The 16,092-nt window shown below is 63.0% G+C and carries 16 protein-coding genes; 1 reads left to right on the forward strand and 15 read right to left on the reverse strand.

What is annotated here, in order from left to right; genetic code table 11:
• The 9 genes from groEL to EWM57_RS02665 all read right to left on the reverse strand — a co-directional run.
• The coding region (groEL, locus tag EWM57_RS02625) for a chaperonin GroEL (protein WP_129919578.1) at positions 1–831 on the reverse strand (831 nt) is incomplete at its 3' end.
• Positions 832–875: 44 nt separating this feature from the next.
• Positions 876–1,166 carry a co-chaperone GroES gene (gene groES / locus EWM57_RS02630; RefSeq protein WP_129919579.1) on the reverse strand — a complete coding sequence of 97 codons (291 nt, stop codon included), beginning with the start codon at positions 1,164–1,166 and terminating at the stop codon, positions 876–878.
• A gap of 243 nt (positions 1,167–1,409) precedes the next feature.
• Positions 1,410–1,811 carry a preprotein translocase subunit SecG gene (gene secG, locus EWM57_RS02635; protein WP_129919580.1) on the reverse strand — a complete coding sequence of 134 codons (402 nt, stop codon included), beginning with the start codon at positions 1,809–1,811 and terminating at the stop codon, positions 1,410–1,412.
• Positions 1,811–3,193 (reverse strand): hypothetical protein, encoded by a 1,383-nt coding sequence (locus tag EWM57_RS02640; protein WP_129919581.1) that lies wholly within the window; start codon positions 3,191–3,193, stop codon positions 1,811–1,813. The genes secG and EWM57_RS02640 overlap by 1 nt, the downstream gene beginning before the upstream one ends.
• Positions 3,194–3,436: 243 nt before the next feature.
• Positions 3,437–3,982: an LptE family protein gene (locus EWM57_RS02645; protein WP_129919582.1), complete on the reverse strand. Its 546-nt coding sequence runs from the start codon at positions 3,980–3,982 to the stop codon at positions 3,437–3,439.
• Complete coding sequence (locus EWM57_RS02650; protein WP_129919583.1) at positions 3,963–5,291, reverse strand: sigma-54 interaction domain-containing protein; 1,329 nt, start codon at positions 5,289–5,291, stop codon at positions 3,963–3,965. The genes EWM57_RS02645 and EWM57_RS02650 overlap by 20 nt, the downstream gene beginning before the upstream one ends.
• Positions 5,292–5,371: 80 nt before the next feature.
• Complete coding sequence (locus tag EWM57_RS02655) at positions 5,372–5,665, reverse strand: hypothetical protein (protein WP_129919584.1); 294 nt, start codon at positions 5,663–5,665, stop codon at positions 5,372–5,374.
• Positions 5,666–5,688: 23 nt separating this feature from the next.
• Entirely contained in the window at positions 5,689–7,131 is a 1,443-nt protein-coding gene (miaB, locus tag EWM57_RS02660; protein ID WP_129919585.1) for a tRNA (N6-isopentenyl adenosine(37)-C2)-methylthiotransferase MiaB, read from the reverse strand.
• A gap of 172 nt (positions 7,132–7,303) precedes the next feature.
• Positions 7,304–7,999, reverse strand: coding sequence for an HAD family hydrolase (locus EWM57_RS02665; protein WP_129919586.1), 696 nt, complete (start codon positions 7,997–7,999; stop codon positions 7,304–7,306).
• A 70-nt stretch (positions 8,000–8,069) separates the two neighbouring features.
• Between EWM57_RS02665 and EWM57_RS02670 the strand changes: the two genes are divergently transcribed.
• Complete coding sequence (locus EWM57_RS02670; RefSeq protein ID WP_129919587.1) at positions 8,070–8,714, forward strand: chloramphenicol acetyltransferase; 645 nt, start codon at positions 8,070–8,072, stop codon at positions 8,712–8,714.
• An 89-nt stretch (positions 8,715–8,803) separates the two neighbouring features.
• Here EWM57_RS02670 and EWM57_RS02675 read toward each other — a convergent pair whose 3' ends face one another.
• The 6 genes from EWM57_RS02675 to EWM57_RS02700 all read right to left on the reverse strand — a co-directional run bounded on the left by EWM57_RS02675 (position 8,804) and on the right by EWM57_RS02700 (position 15,987).
• Complete coding sequence (locus EWM57_RS02675) at positions 8,804–10,084, reverse strand: anthranilate synthase component I family protein (protein WP_242509961.1); 1,281 nt, start codon at positions 10,082–10,084, stop codon at positions 8,804–8,806.
• Positions 10,085–10,122: 38 nt separating this feature from the next.
• The gene (locus EWM57_RS02680; protein ID WP_165370387.1) at positions 10,123–11,610 is read right to left on the reverse strand and encodes a tetratricopeptide repeat protein; all 1,488 of its coding nucleotides are present in this window, start codon (positions 11,608–11,610) and stop codon (positions 10,123–10,125) included.
• A gap of 176 nt (positions 11,611–11,786) precedes the next feature.
• A complete protein-coding gene (locus EWM57_RS02685; protein ID WP_129919589.1) occupies positions 11,787–12,539 on the reverse strand; it encodes a zinc ribbon domain-containing protein in 753 nt (250 codons plus the stop codon).
• The gene (locus EWM57_RS02690) at positions 12,529–13,629 is read right to left on the reverse strand and encodes a Nif3-like dinuclear metal center hexameric protein (RefSeq protein ID WP_129919590.1); all 1,101 of its coding nucleotides are present in this window, start codon (positions 13,627–13,629) and stop codon (positions 12,529–12,531) included. The genes EWM57_RS02685 and EWM57_RS02690 overlap by 11 nt, the downstream gene beginning before the upstream one ends.
• A 74-nt stretch (positions 13,630–13,703) precedes the next feature.
• A complete protein-coding gene (locus EWM57_RS02695; protein ID WP_129919591.1) occupies positions 13,704–14,966 on the reverse strand; it encodes a cation:dicarboxylate symporter family transporter in 1,263 nt (420 codons plus the stop codon).
• Positions 14,967–15,066: 100 nt separating this feature from the next.
• Positions 15,067–15,987 (reverse strand): AEC family transporter, encoded by a 921-nt coding sequence (locus EWM57_RS02700; RefSeq protein ID WP_129919592.1) that lies wholly within the window; start codon positions 15,985–15,987, stop codon positions 15,067–15,069.
• Positions 15,988–16,092: the final 105 nt, after the last annotated feature.

The following is a 16,092-nucleotide window of genomic DNA, read 5'->3' on the forward strand; positions in this document are numbered from 1 at the left end:
AGCCTTCACGGCGGCAATTTTCAGCGAGCCGCGCAGCTTGTTGACCACCAGCGTGGCCAGAGCCTCGCCGTCCACGTCTTCCGACACGATAACCAGGGGCTTGCCGGTCTGCACAACCTGCTCGAGCACGGGCAGCAGCTCCTTCATGGTGCTCACCTTCTTGTCGTAGATCAGGATGAAGGGGTTTTCGAGCTCAACCTCCATTTTCTCGGGGTTGGTCACGAAGTAGGGGGACAGGTAGCCGCGGTCGAACTGCATGCCTTCCACCGTTTTTACTTCGGTTTCAGTGCCGCGGGCTTCTTCCACGGTGATAACGCCTTCCTTGCCCACTTTATCCATGGCATCGGCAATCATTTTGCCGATTTCCGAGTCGTTGTTGGCCGAGATGGTGCCTACTTGGGCAATTTCCGAGGAGTTCTCAATCTTCTTGGACTGGGCTTTCAGGTTCTCGACCACGGCCTTCACGGCCTTGTCGATGCCGCGCTTCAGGTCCATGGGGTTGGCACCGGCGGCTACGTTCTTGGAGCCGGCGGTGTAGATAGCCTGGGCCAGTACGGTAGCGGTAGTGGTGCCGTCACCGGCCTGGTCGGCGGTTTTGGAAGCCACTTCCTTCACGAGCTGGGCGCCCATGTTTTCCACCGGGTCGCTCAGTTCAATTTCTTTGGCGACCGTCACACCATCCTTGGTGATGGTCGGAGCGCCGAATTTCTTGTCGATAACCACGTTGCGGCCTTTGGGGCCCAGGGTTACTTTCACGGCATTCGCCAGTTTGTCTACGCCGCGCTTCAGCTTGTCGCGGCCGTCGGTATCGAATTGGATGTTCTTAGCCATCTTATTGAATCAGGAAATGAAATCGAAAGGAAAAAGGGGCAGGTCTACAGGACGGCGAAAATGTCCGACTCCTTCATGATGAGGTAGTCGGTACCGTCGATGGTGATTTCCGTGCCGGCGTACTTACCGTACAGAACCTGGTCGCCTACTTTTACCTGCGGCTGGATCAGCGTGCCACTGTCGGCCACCTTGCCTGCGCCCACGGCCACTACTTCGCCACGCTGGGGCTTCTCTTTTGCTGTGTCGGGGATGATGATGCCCGATTTGGTTTTTTCCTCAGCAGCAGCCGGTGCGATGATGACGCGGTCAGCCAGCGGTTTCATGCTTAGTGACATATTGTTCGTTTTGGGTGAAAGAGTTTAGCCTTTATGAAGGTAGTGCGGCAGGCAGCACTTCTTGTGCCAGCCTGCCGAAACCTGACAGAATGAACACTGCGCCGGCCCCGGCGGCGCCAACGGGCTCCTGGCCTTGCCCAACCTGTCAGGTGCGGCGCTGGGCAGAGGGGGGAGGGGGCACAAAAAAAACAGCCGGCGGCTTCTTGCGAAACCGCCGGCTGCCGGCGCCGGAGCGACGAAAATCTATTGGGCCGGAGCCGGGGTTGGCGTGGCGGCCGGAGCAGGCTGCTGAGCGGGAGCACCAGCCGGAGCCGGAGCGCCAGCCGGAGCTGGAGCCGGCGTAGCGGGGCCGGCGGGCAGGCGGCTTTCCAGGGCTTTCTGCTGGTTGATGCTGCGGGGAGCCCCACCGGCGTCGGAAGTGCCGCGGAGCACGTGCGTGCCCAGGCTGAGCACCATCAGGGCAATGGCGAAGCCCCAGGTCAGGCGCTCCAGCAAGTCGCCGGTCCGCTTCACACCCATCAGGTTAGCGGCACCGCCGGAGCCGAACTGGCTCGACAACCCACCACCTTTGGGGTTTTGGGCCAAAACCACCAGGGCCAGCAGGAAGCACACGAAAAGAATCAGGATGATAAGGGCAACGTACATTACTCCGGTTTTTTCAGTTGTTGGATTTGTTCGGCAAAATACGCCTTTTTTTCCGGCTGACGCACTATCAGCCGTTCATATATTTCGATGGCCTTCTCGATTTTGCCCTGCCGCACCATGATTTTGGCCAGGCTTTCGGAGGCCAACTCCGGTACGCCCTGGGTGCTGCGCACCGACAAATCGGCCTGCTGCTCGGCCGGTGGCGCGGTGAGCGTGGGCGTCTTGAGCCGGGGCTGGGCGCGCAAGAACTTGTTGATCAGCTCAAACGAAGACCGCGACGGCAGGAGCTTCGGGGGCGAGTAGGCTTTCAGGTGGGCCAGCAGCAGCGGATCCGGGGCAAAGAAGTCATCGGCGGGCAGATCCTGGGTGAGCTCGTCGCGCAGCTGCAGGCAGTAGCCCAACCGGCTGCTGCCACTAAAAGCGTAGGCCACGGCTTCATCGGCCCGGAAAGCAGGCAGGGTGATGCCGGTAGCTGGCGTGGGCTCGTCATCCTCGTCGAGGGTGGGCAGCTGATAGGCGGCGGGAGCTTCCGGCGGGGTGTCGGTCAGACCAAATTCGAAGCGGGCTGCCCCGGCTTCCACCGGGGGGCGGATAGGGGGCGCCACCGGTGGCAGGAGCTCCTCCGTAACTGCCTCAGGGGCTTCCGGATGCTCGGCTACGGCGGCAGTTTCAGTTTCTTCCGCCTGCGGGGCTAGGCCATCCTCTTCCACCGGCTCGGGCTGGGGTTCCACCTCTAGCTCAGGTTCGTCTAGTACCTGGGCAGTTACGGCTTCCGGTTCGTTATCAGCGGTTTGCTCTGTTTTAGTTGGCTCCTCAACCGGTGCGGGTTCTGGTTCCGCCCGTGTAGATTCAGGCTCCGGTTCCGTCAACGTAACGTCGGCCGACTCCACCGACGATTCCGTAGCGGCAGGCGCTACCGATTCGTCGGTGGAGTCGGGTTGGGTTGAAGTCCTTACTTCGACATCACCGTCAGCAGCCTCCCGCTCGTTTGACAAGGCTGGGGCGGCAACAGTTGCGTCGGGGAGGAGTGCTTCGGCAACGGCTGGCTCTGAGGAAAAAACCGGTGCCGCCACGGCCGTCTCGGCGGCTATAGTGGTTGCGGAGGCCGGCATTGGTGCTTCCGCGGGAGGTGCGGGCGCGACCAAGCCGGTGGGTTGCTCGATAAGCTGGCGGAGCAGCTCCCGGTCGGCGGCGTAGGTGGCTGCCCGGCGCAGGCGCTGGCTGGCCAGCATGCTGCCCCGGTCGTGGGCGGCCTTGGCCAGCAGCACGTGGGCCGTCTGGCAATACGGAAACGCCGCCGCCAATTGCTCCAGCTCCCGGATTTCGGCTTCCGAAATTCCGTTCACATGGTCCAGAATGTGCAGCAGCGACGCGCGGGTCATAGCGGGGAGTTAGGAATTGGCAATGGGGCGGATTGCAGAAAAAGATTGCAAGTCAATTCTTTAGCTGAGCAGGCGGCCGCCGGCCGCCGGGGTGTTAGGGTCGGAGCGGGCGGCAAAAGTGCATCATTTTAACCGGGAAACCCATCCGCCGCCCGCCCCAAGTGCTTTGAATGCAGCGCAAAACGCATTGTCAAGGGCGGAGTAGGCCCGGTAAATCGACTGGTGGTGAGCGGCTTGGGTAGCTTACCAGTTGGCCACCGACTTGTTGAAGGCGTCGGTGATGATGTTGGTCGTGATGCGCTTCAGGGCGCTGGGGTCGTTGTTGATGCTCGACACGTCCTGGGACGCGGGGAAGTCGCCGTTGCTCTGGAAGGTCTGCTCGAAGTCCTGCTTCTCGTCCTTGGTGTTGGTAAAGCGTACCCGCACCTGAATCGTGAGGCGGTTGACGCCCGCTTGGTCGACGCCGTTTTCGCGCTGGATGGCGGCCGGGGCGAAGTCGTAAGCAATGATTTGGCCTTCAAACTGCAGGTCCCCGTCGCGGGGCACGAGCTTCAGCGTGGTGTTGCGCTGGAAATAGTCCTTCATTTCCTCCGTGAAGCGCTGGGCCAGAAAGGAAGGACCGTTGTTGGCGTTGTTCTGGAAGGTCTGAATCGAAATGGTTCTGACCGCCGGATCAATGTTGGTGCCCGTGAACGAGTACACGCTGCAGCCACTCAAGCCCAGCAACAGCAGCAGGCTGGTGAGGTAGAACTGCTGGCTGAATAAGAACTTACGCTTGCTCCAGGTCATATTGCTTCAGCTTACGGTAGAGCGTGCGTTCCGAAATGCCCAGATCGTGGGCGGCGTACTTGCGCTTGTTGTGGTGCTTTTTGAGGGCTTTCATGATCATCTCCTTTTCCTTGGCCTCCAGGGAAAGGGTTTCCTCTTCCGTCTCGTGCGGAATGTCTTCCACGCGGTGCGGTTCCTCCTCGTAGGCCGCGTCGTCGTCCACAGTCAGCTCGGGGCGGGGCGTGAGGATGTATTCGGCGGCCCCGTCGGGGGAAGCGCGGTTGAGGCGGCTGCCCTCGTAGCTCGGGGCCACGTTGAGGTTGGTAAACAGGTGGCTGTTTTGGCGCAGCAACTCCTGGGCTTCGGCGGGCCGCTGCCCGGCGGCCAGGTCGAGCACGAGCTTCTTGAGGTCGGTCATGTCGCGGCGCATGTCGAAGAGCACTTTGTAGAGCAAGTCGCGCTCGGAATAGGTGCCCGACCCGCTGCCGCCGTCGGCGCTGCCGGTGGCCGCGTGCATGAGCATGGGCAGGCGGCTGCTTTGCTCGGCGGGCAGGTACTGGCGCAGGCGGGTGGCGTCCACGTCGCGGTCCGTTTCCAGCACCGACATCTGCTCGGCCACGTTCTTGAGTTGGCGGATGTTGCCGGGGAAGCGGAAGCGCTGCAAATCGGCCACCGCTTCGGAGTTCAGGGCAATGGGCTTCACGCGGTACCGCTCGGCAAAATCGGTAGCGAACTTGCGGAATAGTAAGTAGATATCCTCGCCCCGTTCACGCAACGGTGGAACCGTAATCGGGACGGTATTGAGGCGGTAGTAGAGGTCTTCGCGGAACTTGCCCTCGCGCACGGCGTCGAGCAGATTCACATTGGTAGCGGCCACCACGCGCACGTCGGTCTTCTGCACCTTGCTGGAGCCGACGCGGATAAACTCGCCGTTTTCGAGCACCCGCAAGAGGCGGGCCTGGGTGCCGAGCGGCATCTCCCCGATTTCGTCGAGGAAGATAGTACCGCCGTTAGTCACCTCAAAGTAGCCCTTGCGGGCTTCTTGGGCGCCGGTAAACGAACCCTTCTCGTGGCCGAACAGCTCCGAATCAATCGTGCCTTCAGGAATGGCGCCGCAGTTGATGGCAATGAACTGCCCGTGCTTGCGCGGCGACAGGGCGTGGATGATCTTGGAAAAAGATTCCTTGCCCGAGCCGCTTTCTCCGCTGATGAGCACCGTCATGTCGGTGGGCGCCACCTGGGCCGCCACCTGAATGGCGTAGTTCAGCGCCGGCGCGTTGCCAATGATGCCGAAGCGCTGCTTGATACTCTGAATCTCTGATGGTGTCAAGGTTGGAAGGGGTTTCGGGAGAAAGACGAATAGGCTAAGGTTTTATTTTAAGTAGCTTATAGAATAGCACAACGGGAGTCCTACTTTCTGGCAAAGAAGGACTCAAAGGCTTTGCGTTTGCCAGCATCTCCTTGAATCGTTAACCAGGCTGTCTCAGGTTCATATTCATCCACGGTGCCAGTTACAGACCAATTCCAAAAAGGCCATCGGGAAGACTTGTAGAATAAATAGGTTTTGAGCGAAACCTGGTCATTCTCAGCGTCCAAAAACAGACGGCTGATTTCTGTCTGGTCAAAGGTCACCTTGAACAGTAGCTGCAATTCGCTGAACGTGGCCCGCAGCTGGTCGTCAATAAAGAGAAGCTTTTGACCCATACCTCAAACATAGGGCCCTGAACCTACTCCACCGCGTCCCCCAGCAACGACCCGCCCGTACCGGTGTGCACGAATACGTTGACATAATCCCCCTTTTTGTAGTGCTTCTTGGGGAAGATGACGACTTGGTTCTGGCTGTTGCGGCCACTGAGGTGCTCCTGGCTGCGCTTGGAGAAGTTCTCGACCAGCACGCGGTGCACCTTGCCCACAGCTTGTTGGTTGCGGGCGAAGCTGCTTTTCTGCTGCAAATCAATGATTTCCTGGAGGCGACGCTTTTTTACGTCCAGTGGAATGTCGTCTTCCAGCTTGCGGGCGGCCAGCGTGCCGGGGCGCTCCGAGTAGAAGAACATGTAGGCCATGTCGTACTGCACCCAGTCGATAAGGCTGAGCGTGTCCTGGTGCTCTTCCTCGGTTTCGGAGCAGAAGCCCGAAATCATGTCGGTGCTGATGGCGCACTCGGGTCCCAGGATGCGGCGGATGGCCTGCACCCGCTCCTCGTACCAGGCCCGGTCGTAGGTGCGGTTCATTAGCTTGAGGATGCGCGAGTTGCCGCTCTGGGCGGGCAGGTGAATGTACTTGCAGATGTTCTCGTAGCGCCCCATCGTGTAGAGCACCTCGTCGGTGATGTCCTTGGGGTGGGAGGTGGAGAAGCGCACCCGCAGCTCGGGGCTGATGCGGGCCACGCGCTCCAGCAGCTGGGCGAAGTTGACGTGCTCGGTGCCGTCCTCGGAGGCCCACTTGTAGGAGTCCACGTTCTGGCCCAGCAGGGTCACTTCCTTGTAGCCCTGGGCCACCAGGTCGCGGCACTCCTGCTCGATGCTGTGGGCGTCGCGGCTGCGCTCCCGGCCCCGGGTGAAGGGCACCACGCAGAACGAGCACATGTTGTCGCAGCCGCGCATGATGCTCACGAAGGCCGTGATACCATTCGAGTTCAGGCGCACGGGCGTGATGTCGGCGTAAGTCTCGTCGCGGCTGAGCAGCACGTTCACCGCCTTTTGGCCGCCGTCGACCTCGCGGATCAGGTTGGGCAGGTCGCGGTAGGCGTCGGGGCCCACGACGAGGTCGACGAGCTTTTCCTCCTCCAGAAACTTGCTTTTCAGCCGCTCGGCCATGCAGCCGAGCACGCCCACCAGCATGCCGGGGTTGCGCTTTTTGTGGCTGTTGATCTGGGACAGGCGCATGCGCACGGTCTGCTCGGCCTTCTCGCGGATGGAGCAGGTGTTGAGCAGCACCAAATCCGCGTCGGCGAGCTGCTCGGTGGTATCGAAGCCCTCGTCGAAGAGGATGGACGACACGATTTCGGAGTCCGAGAAGTTCATCTGGCAACCGTAGCTCTCAATGTAGAGCTTGCGCTGCCGACCGGTGCGGGTGGCCGGGCTCACGCGTACGTCTTGGGCGGGCTCCGCGCCGGCCACGGCCGTCGGCGGCGTATCCAGATAATCTAAGGTGAACAGTTGCTGCGACATAGGTAGTACAAACTCAGAAGAAGGGCAAAGGTAAGTTTTTTGCCCCGAAAATGACAGAATGGCAGGGAAGGTGAGATGGTGAACTAGTGAGATGGTGAGTTGACGTTCTGGCGGCGCGGACCGGCGCGGTGCTGCGCAAGGCGAACATCAAACTCACCAGTTCACCATCTCACTAGTTCACCAGCGTCAGCACCTGGCGCACGTCCTGGACGGTGTGGAAGTCGAGGCCGGCGAGCTGGGCGGGGTCGACGTGCTCGAAAATCCAGTTGGCGTGGTAGGGCACGTGCACGGCGCGCAAGCCCAGCCGAGCCACGGGCAGAATGTCGGACTTGAGCGAGTTGCCGACCATGACAAACTCCTCGGGCGTAGCGTTGTAGCGGGTAAGCAGGCGGCGGTAAGTGGCCTCGTTCTTTTCACTGACTACCTCCACGTGGTCGAACAGGTCGCCGAGGCCGGAGCGGGCCACTTTGCTTTCCTGGTCGAGCAGGTCGCCCTTGGTGAGCACCAGTAGGCGGTGGCCGCGGCGGCGCAGCTCGGTGAGCACCTCCACCACGCCGGGTAGGGGCTCAATCGGGTAGCGCAGCAGCTCCTTACCCATGTCGATGATCTGCTGAATGTCTTTGCCCGTCACGGCCCCGTCGGTGAGCTGGATGGCGGTTTCAATCATCGAGAGCATAAACGGCTTGGCCCCGTAGCCGAACAGTTGCATGTTGCGGCGCTGCACGGCGTTGAGTTGCTCGGTGAGGTGGGCCGGCTCGCCGCAGTGGGCAATAATTTCGAGCAGGCGAGCTTCCACCTGGTCGAAGTGGGGCTGGTTGGACCAGAGCGTGTCGTCGGCGTCGAAGGCAATGAGGTGAGCAGCGGACATGGGCGGAAAAAATCGGAAAAGCCGCGGGAAAGGCCCCGCCAGGCCGCAAAGTTACCGAACTTGCGGGCCTATGAAACAGCTCATCGACCTGACGACCTGGAACCGCCGGGAGCATTTTGCCTTCTTTGGGGCGTTTGAAGAACCGTTTTTCGGTCTCGTGGCGCCCGTGCGCTGCACCGGGGCCCAGGCCGCGGCCAAGGAGCTGGGCGTGCCGTTCTTTCTCTACTACCTCTACCACGCCGTGCAGGCCGCCAACGAAGTGCCCGAGCTGCGCACCCGCATTGAAGGCGGGCAGGTGTACCAATACGCGCGCGTGCACGCCTCGGCCACCCTGGGCCGCCCCGACCACACCTTCGCCTTTTCCTTTATCGAGCAAAACGACGAGCTGAACGCCTTCGTGGCCGCCGCCCGGGTTGAAATCGAGGCCGTGCAGAACAGCTCCGGCCTGCGCCTGAGCCCAACCACGGCCCGCGCCGACGTGCTGCACTGCTCGGCCATTCCGTGGGTGCGCTTCACGGGCCTAACCCACGCCCGCAGCTTCCAGCACCCCGACAGCTGCCCCAAAATCTCCTTCAGCCAGCTCTACGAGGAAAACGGCGGGACCTACATGAACGTGGCCGTCAACGTGCACCACGCCCTGGCCGACGGCTACCACGTCGGCCAATTTTTGGAGGCGTTTGAGCGGCGGCTTGGTGGTGAGGTGGTGAAACAGTGAGCTGGTGAGTTTGATGTTCAACTTGCGCCAATGGCGCAGATAGCGCAAACCGCGCCAGCGGAACGACAACTCACTATTTCACCATCTCACTATTTCACCTCGGCCCCCAGCACGTCGAGCAGGGCGCGGGCTTTGAGCAGGCACTCGTCGTATTCGCGGGCCGGGTCGGAATCGTAGGTGATGGCCGAGCCGACCTGGAAGCTCAGGTAGCCAGTGCCGGTGCGGTACTGCAGGCTGCGGATGACCACGTTGAAGTCGAAGTCGCCGTTGGGCCACACGTAGCCCAGGCTGCCGCTGTAGAGGCCGCGCTTGGTGCGCTCGTAGTGCTCGATAAGCTGCATGGCCCGGATTTTTGGCGCCCCAGTCATTGAGCCCATCGGAAACGTGGCGCGGAGTACGTCCAGCAGGCTGGTGTCGGGCCGCAGCTCGGCCTGCACCGTGGAAATCATCTGCCAGACGTGGCGAAAAGGGTAGAGGCCACACAGCTCGGGTACCTGCACGCTGCCGGACCGAGCCACGCGGGCCAGGTCGTTGCGCACCAGATCCACAATCATCAGGTTTTCGGCCTGCTCTTTCTCATCCTGGGCCAATAACTGACGCTGCTGGTCGTCTTCGGCCGGGGTCAGGCCCCGGCGAATGGTGCCCTTGATAGGTTGGGAAATAACGTCGGGGCCCTGCCGCCGGACAAACCGCTCCGGCGAGGCGCAGAGCAGGTAGCGGTCCTGCCACTTGTAGAAGCCCGCAAACGGCGTCGGCGAGGCTTCGCTGAGCTGGAAAAAGGTGCTCACCGGGTCCAGAGCTACGCTTTCGGCGTAAAACTCCTGGCACAGGTTAAGCTCGTAGACTTCCCCGTTGAGAATGTCTTCCCGAATGGCCTCCACGGCCGCCAAGTATTCGGCTTTGGGCAGGCGCGGACGCAGAGTGGCTACCCGGCCAGGCGCGGCGGCCGGCACTTCAGTGGCCAGAATAGCGGCCAGCACACCGGTCGAGTGTCCCTGGATTTCCACTGATTCCGGGCCCCAGCGCAGCCAGGTCTGGGGTGTGAAAAAGTGCAGAGCGGGCCAGTGCAGGCCGTCAAAATGGTGGCTGGAAAGCTGCTCCAGCTCATTTTTCAGGTCGTAGGTCAGAAAGCCGCAGCGGGGAGCCGCCGTGGGAGTCTGCAGCCAGTCGGCCAGCTCGGTTAGGGTTGCGGGGCCGGCCTCAGCGGCGTCGGCCACGGCCAGCAGCTGCGCAAACGCCCCGCCGGGGTAGGGCAGCTCGTGGGCGTCGTAGTAGGCGCAGCAGGCAAACTGCGCGGCCCAGTGCAGGGCCTTGACGCGAAATTGCGCCGCCGAAATGGGCAGCGCAGCAAATGGAATCGGGGAAGACACGGCGGGCGGGAAAAGCGGGGCCCAAAAGTAACCAGCCGCTACCGGACTTTCGCCGGGGGCAGGCCCGCCAGCGCCACCTTGGCCTTGGCGTCGGTGCTGTTCTTGTACTCGTGCCGGGGCGAGTCGAGTACCTTCTGAAAATACACCCGCGCCAGGTTGGGCTGCCCGTCGGCCTGGCAGAGGTAGCCCAACTGCAGCGCGGCCTGCGGCCCGAAGTAATAGGGGGCTTTGCCCGCCAGCGCCACGGTACGGCTATAAAACAGGCGGGCCGAGTCGAGGCGGCCGAGGCCCTGGTAGGCCCGGGCCCGGCGGTAAGGGTCTTCCAGCTGGTCGCGCAGCAGGGTGCCGGGACCGGCCGCGAAGCCGCGCAGGGTGCTCAGCGCCTCCCGGTAGTAGCCGCCGTCAATCTGCAGGCGGGCCCGGGTCAGGAGGCGGTTCAGCGGCACCTGGTCGTCGTAGAAGCGCTGGGCATACTTGTCTTCCTCGAGCTCCGTGCGGCCGGCCGCGCCAATCTGGCGGCGGTACTGGTCGGCAGCCGGAGCGTCGCCGGCCAGCCAGGCGGCCAGGTAGAGCTTGAAGGCGGCGTCTTTGCGGTAGTGTATGCCCCGGTACTGCTGCAGAAACTGCTGGTTTTCGCGCCGCGAAGCCGCGTACTGGCCCTGGTATAGCAGCAAGTCGGCGGCCATGTGGTGCAGGTAGGGCACGGGCAGGTAGGCCGCCCCGGCTGGCCGGGTGCGGTAGGCAGCCAGGGCGGCGGCGGTGTGGTGCTGGCGCTTGTTGAGGCTGATTACCAGGTAGCTGAAGAGCAGATTGTCGGGCTGCTGGGCGGCCAGGCGCGTGACGAGCTGCACGGCCGCGTCGGGCTTTTTGTAGTACGTTTCCTGCACCAGGGCCAGAATCACCTGAGCCTCGGACTGGAAGTCGTTGGGGCGCTGAGCGGCGGCGCGCAGGTTTTGCAGGCCCGCTTCCACGCTGCCGGGCAGGCCCAGCAGCTTCAGAAACCATCGGTAGCCTTCGGGCAGGGAGCCGATAAAAAACTGCAGCATGCCCAGGGTTTTGCGGGCCGGCAGAAAATCCGGGTAGCGCTGCGCTGTGGCCTGCATCTGCTGGTAGGCCTGGCGCAGACTCCAGGCGCCCTGCACCTCGTGCTGAAAGGCTACCTGCACCGCGGCCTGGTGCAGGCGGATTTCGGCCCGGGCGTAGTCGCGCAAGGCCCCGCGGGCGGCCGACTTTTCCAGCAGTTCCAGCCGCCGGTCCTGGGCCGCTACCACCGCCTCGTAGCGGCCGGCATCCTGCGCAATCATCAGGTCGGTGAAGTCGATGCAGTCGGCGACGAGCAGGGGGGCGGCACCAGTGGGCTGGGCATTCAGCTCGGGTTGCAGCAGCGCCCGGGCTGATTCCACGCGCAGTTTAAACAGCTCAGTGTAAGCCTGCCGGCAAACCGGAGATAGAGCTGTGGTTGAAGCAAAGTTCGTAGTGCCCGCGGCCGGCTGCTGGGCGCTCGAATCCTGGGGTGGGCGGGCCATGGCCGGACTAAACCAGAGCAGGAGCAACAGGGGCAGAAGCCGCGCTCCGCCCACCGGCCCCTGCCGCGCGCCTTGTCTGAATGGCCGTCCGTGCTGCACTTTCTGCATTTTTGAAACGAAAAAAGGAACGGCGCGGGGCCGTTCCTTTTCACTAGTCAACAAACAATAGCGGAGAGTTAGGCCACTACTTTCGAATCCACGTCGGCCAGCACGCGGCCGCAGTGTTCGCAGACGATGATTTTCTTGTGCGAGATGATATCAGCCTGCCGCTGTGGGGGCACCGTGTTGAAGCAGCCGCCGCAGGCGTCGCGCTTCACCGTCACCACGGCCAGGCCGTTGCGCACGTTGCCGCGGATGCGGGTGTAAGCCGTCAGCAGGCGCTCCTCGATGGGTTTTACGGCCTTCTCACGCTCGTCGAGCAGCTTTTTCTCGTCGGCTTCACTTTCGCCCACGATGGTTTGCAGCTCGGTGTTTTTGTTGGTCAGGTCTTTCTTGCGCTCGTCCAGGCGCTGCTTGGTACCGGCGATGTCGTTGTTCTTCAACTCAATCTGGTACTGGGCCTCCTTGATCTTCTTTTCCGAAATCTGAATTTCCAGGCGCTGCAACTCGATTTCCTTGGCAATGGCCTCGTACTCGCGGTTGTTGCGCACGTTCTGCTGCTGCTCCTCGTACTTCTTGATCAGGCCGTCGGCGTCCTTGGCGTTCTGCTTGCGCTGCTTGATCTGGTCGTTGAGCGCCTGGATTTCTTCGTCGAACTTGCTCACGCGCACCTCGTAGCCCGCAATTTCGTCCTCCAGGTCGCGAACTTCTTCGGGCAGGTCACCGCGTACGCGCCGGATTTCGTCGAGCTGCGAGTCGAGGCGCTGCAGGTTCAGAAGAGCTTCCAGCTTGCTGGCAACGGTGGTTTCCGTAGAAGGGTTAGAAATCATATCGGACTGGGTTGGTGAGGGTCTGAGCAATTAAGACCGCAAAAGTACTTCCAAAGTTCGCGTGAAGCAAATCCCGGAACAGCTCCCCGGTGAATTGCTCGCTTTCAAAGTGGCCCACGTCGCAGAGCATCAGCCGGCCTTCGGCCCCAAAGTACTCATGGTATTTCAAATCTCCGGTCACGAAGGCGTCGGCGCCGGCGGCCCGGGCCTTGCCGATCAGAAAGCTGCCGGCCCCGCCGCAGAGGGCCACGGTGCGGATGGGTCGCTCAAATTCGGTGTGCTTGACCACCGGCACGAGCAGCGCTGCCCGCAGCCGGGCCCGAAACTCAGCCGGACTCAGGGGCTCAGGCAACTCGCCCACCATGCCCGAGCCCACGTCCTGGTGCACGTTTTCCAGCCGGACGAGCTCATAGGCCACTTCTTCGTAGGGGTGGGCCTGGCGCAGGGCGCTGAGCACCCGTCCCTGCACATGCAGGGGCAGCAAGACTTCCACGCGCTGCTCAACCGTGGTTTCAGCCCGGCCCGGCTGGCCCAGAAATGGGTTGGTGCCCGCCCCGGGCGTGAACGTACCCACGCCCTCGGAGCGGAAGCTGCACTGGGCGTAGTCGCCGACCTGCCCGGCGCCGGCGGCGTAGAGAGCCTGCAGCACGGCGTCGGTGTGGGTGGGCGGCACGTAGAAAATCAGCTTGCCCAGGGTGCCGGTTTTGGGGTCCAGGATGCGCACGTTGGTCAGCCCGAGCTTGTCGGCCAGCTTGCGGTTGACGCCGTGGCGCACGTTGTCGAGGTTGGTGTGGGCCGCGTAGATGGCCACGTCGTTTTTGAGGGCCTTGATAATAGTTTGCTCCACCTCATTGGCCCCGGTCAGGCGCTTGAGGGGCCGGAAAATCACCGGGTGGTGCACCACCACCACGTTGCAGCCGCGCGCAAGGGCTTCGTCGACCACGGCCGGGGTGCAGTCGAGGGCAATGAGCACGCCGCGGATTCCGGCCTGCGGGTCGCCGCACTGCAGGCCGGCATTGTCGTAGGATTCCTGGTAGGCCAGGGGCGCGGCCCGTTCGAGGGCGCGGGTAAGGTCAGCAACGGTGGGCATGCGGCGGGGAAAACGGTTTGCCAAAAGTAACGACGTCCGCCAATCCAACCCGCGCCGCCATTTCGCCCAACGGTTTAGGGCACAAGGTGGCCGGTAGGCGGGGTCGGCTCCGTGGCTACGGCCTCGCCTGCGGAATGGCCGCGGAGGGTACGGGCGAGCTGGGCGTGGTCGAGGGCGCCCTCGTTGTGGGAGAGGAAAATGGTAGCCACGCCGTTGCCGACGAAGTTGGTCAGGGAGCGAGCCTCGCTCATAAACCGGTCGACGCCCAGCAGCAGGGCCAGCCCTTCGACGGGACTCACCTTCACGGCCGTGAGCGTGCTGGCCAGCACTACGAAGCCCGAGCCCGTGACGCCGGCCGCGCCCTTGCTGGTCACCATCAGGATGCCTACAATAGTCAGCATCTGGGCGCCCGTCAGCTCTACGTTGAACACCTGGGCCAGGAAGATAGTGGCCAACGAGAGGTAGATGGTGGTGCCGTCGAGGTTGAAGGAGTAGCCGGCGGGCACCACCAGGCCTACCACGGGCTTGGCGCAGCCCAGGCGCTCGAGCTTTTCCATCAGCCCGGGCAGCCCGGCCTCCGACGACGACGTGCCCAGCACAATCAGCAGCTCCTCTTTGATATAGCCCAGGAAGGCCAGAATGCTGACCCGGCAGTAGCGCAGGATGGAGCCCAGCACCACGAACACGAACAGCCCGCAGGTGACGTAGACCGTGAGCAGGAGCTTGGCCAAGGGCAGCAGGGTGGCAATGCCGTACTTGCCGATGGTGAAGGCCATGCCCCCGAAGGCCCCGATGGGCGCAAACATCATGACCAGGTGCAGGCCCCGGAACACGTACTTCGAGGCCCAGTTCAGCCGGTCGATGATGGGCTGGCGGCCGGCGTAGCGGCTGAGCACCATGCCCAGCACGATGGACACCAGCAACACCTGGAGCGTGAGGTTGTCGGCCAGAAAGTGCAGCCAGCTAAACTCGCCGGCCCGCTGGGTGAACTCGCCGACTGCCTGCCCGTTGAGCTTGCCGGTACTTACCCCGTCGCCGGGCCGGATCAGGTAGGCCACGCCCACGCCGATAACCAGGGCCAGCGTGGTCACGATTTCGAAGTAGAGCAGGGCCTTGCCGCCGATGCGGCCCACCTTTTTCAGGTCGCCCATGCTGCTGATGCCCAGCAGGATGGTCAGGAAGATGATGGGGTTGATGAAGAGCTTGACGACGCTGATGAAGCCCTTGCCCAGCACGTCCATGCGTACGGCGGTGGCCGGGGCGAAGTGGCCCAGCAGCGCCCCGGCCACAATGGCCGTCAGCACCCAGAACGTCAGATTGGAAACCAGTTTTTTCATGGCGGAGGCGGAAAAGATTCCGGCGGCAACGGGCGCCGAAGATAGGAGCGGCCCACGGGTAATACCCCGCGGAAGTGGATAAGGTGGCAAAAAAAGCGGGTTAGGGCGGGCCGCCCGCGCCCAGCGCCCAGGCCAGCAACGCCAGCCAAGGCAACGAAAGCGGAATGCCCAGGCCCACCATCTGGGCGGCCAGGGGCGGGTTGAGGCCGTAGCGCTCTGCCACCACCGCGGCCGTATTCATGGGCCCGATGGCCGCGCCCAGCACGCACAAGTCGACGACCGTGCCGGCCCGCGGGGCCAGGGCGTGGTAGAGCCCGAAGATAAGCAGGGGCGCCAGCAGCAGCTTGTAGGCGAGGCCCAGGGCCAGGGCCCGGCGCTGGGGCCGGGGCACGGCCAGATTCATCTGCAGCCCCACTGAGAGCAGGGCCACCACCGAGAACGGGGCGCTAAGCTTTTCCAAGACCCCGCGCACCAGCTCCGGATGCCGGTAGCCGGCCGCGTTGGCCGCCAGGGCCAGCAGAAAGGCCAGAAACGGTGGAAAGCGCAGCACCGAGCCCAGCATGGCCCGCCACGAGGGCTCAGCCGACCCGTACCAGGAGGCCACGGCCACGCCCAGGGTCACGCCAATCAAGAAGGAGCCCGCCTGGCTCATCATGATGCCTAATTCCAGCCCGGCCGGCCCGTAGAGCAGCTCGAAGATGGGAAAGCCCACGAAGGAGGTGCTGCTGATGCCGGCCGTGACGATGAGGGCACCCACCGTGCCCCGGCTCAGTCCCAGCCGCGGGCCCAGGGTGCCGAAGAGCAGGGCGCTGACCCCGAAAATCAGCCAGGGAGCCAGCACTGGCAGCAGGAAATGCCGGTCGAGGTGGGCATCGGCGAGGTGCAGAAACGTGAGGGCCGGCATAAACACGAGCACCAGCAGCTGGTTGAGCACGGCGGCCGTCCCCGCGGGCACGGCCTGCCGCCAGCGCAGCAGCGCCCCCAGGCCCAGGCACGCGAGCAGCAGCAGCAGGTTGGTCATGCAAGAGGGATTGAAACGACAACGTGAGGGGCCGCCGGACAGGCCGGATAGCGGGTCGGACTCGTTGCAGCAATAAAGCCAAGCCCACTATTCTGCCTTGCCCGG

It is taken from the genome of Hymenobacter persicinus, from assembly GCF_004167665.1.
Taxonomy (GTDB): Bacteria; Bacteroidota; Bacteroidia; order Cytophagales; family Hymenobacteraceae; genus Hymenobacter; species Hymenobacter persicinus.

Excerpts from the sequence above, each read along its gene's own strand:
- groES (WP_129919579.1), bottom strand. The coding sequence starts at position 1,166 with ATGTCACTAAGCATGAAACCGCTGGCTGACCGCGTCATCATCGCACCG.
- secG (WP_129919580.1), bottom strand. The coding sequence starts at position 1,811 with ATGTACGTTGCCCTTATCATCCTGATTCTTTTCGTGTGCTTCCTGCTG.
- EWM57_RS02640 (WP_129919581.1), bottom strand. The coding sequence starts at position 3,193 with ATGACCCGCGCGTCGCTGCTGCACATTCTGGACCATGTGAACGGAATT.
- EWM57_RS02645 (WP_129919582.1), bottom strand. The coding sequence starts at position 3,982 with ATGACCTGGAGCAAGCGTAAGTTCTTATTCAGCCAGCAGTTCTACCTC.
- EWM57_RS02655 (WP_129919584.1), bottom strand. The coding sequence starts at position 5,665 with ATGGGTCAAAAGCTTCTCTTTATTGACGACCAGCTGCGGGCCACGTTC.
- miaB (WP_129919585.1), bottom strand. The coding sequence starts at position 7,131 with ATGTCGCAGCAACTGTTCACCTTAGATTATCTGGATACGCCGCCGACG.
- EWM57_RS02665 (WP_129919586.1), bottom strand. The coding sequence starts at position 7,999 with ATGTCCGCTGCTCACCTCATTGCCTTCGACGCCGACGACACGCTCTGG.
- EWM57_RS02670 (WP_129919587.1), top strand. The coding sequence starts at position 8,070 with ATGAAACAGCTCATCGACCTGACGACCTGGAACCGCCGGGAGCATTTT.
- EWM57_RS02680 (WP_165370387.1), bottom strand. The coding sequence starts at position 11,610 with ATGGCCCGCCCACCCCAGGATTCGAGCGCCCAGCAGCCGGCCGCGGGC.
- EWM57_RS02685 (WP_129919589.1), bottom strand. The coding sequence starts at position 12,539 with ATGATTTCTAACCCTTCTACGGAAACCACCGTTGCCAGCAAGCTGGAA.
- EWM57_RS02690 (WP_129919590.1), bottom strand. The coding sequence starts at position 13,629 with ATGCCCACCGTTGCTGACCTTACCCGCGCCCTCGAACGGGCCGCGCCC.
- EWM57_RS02695 (WP_129919591.1), bottom strand. The coding sequence starts at position 14,966 with ATGAAAAAACTGGTTTCCAATCTGACGTTCTGGGTGCTGACGGCCATT.
- EWM57_RS02700 (WP_129919592.1), bottom strand. The coding sequence starts at position 15,987 with ATGACCAACCTGCTGCTGCTGCTCGCGTGCCTGGGCCTGGGGGCGCTG.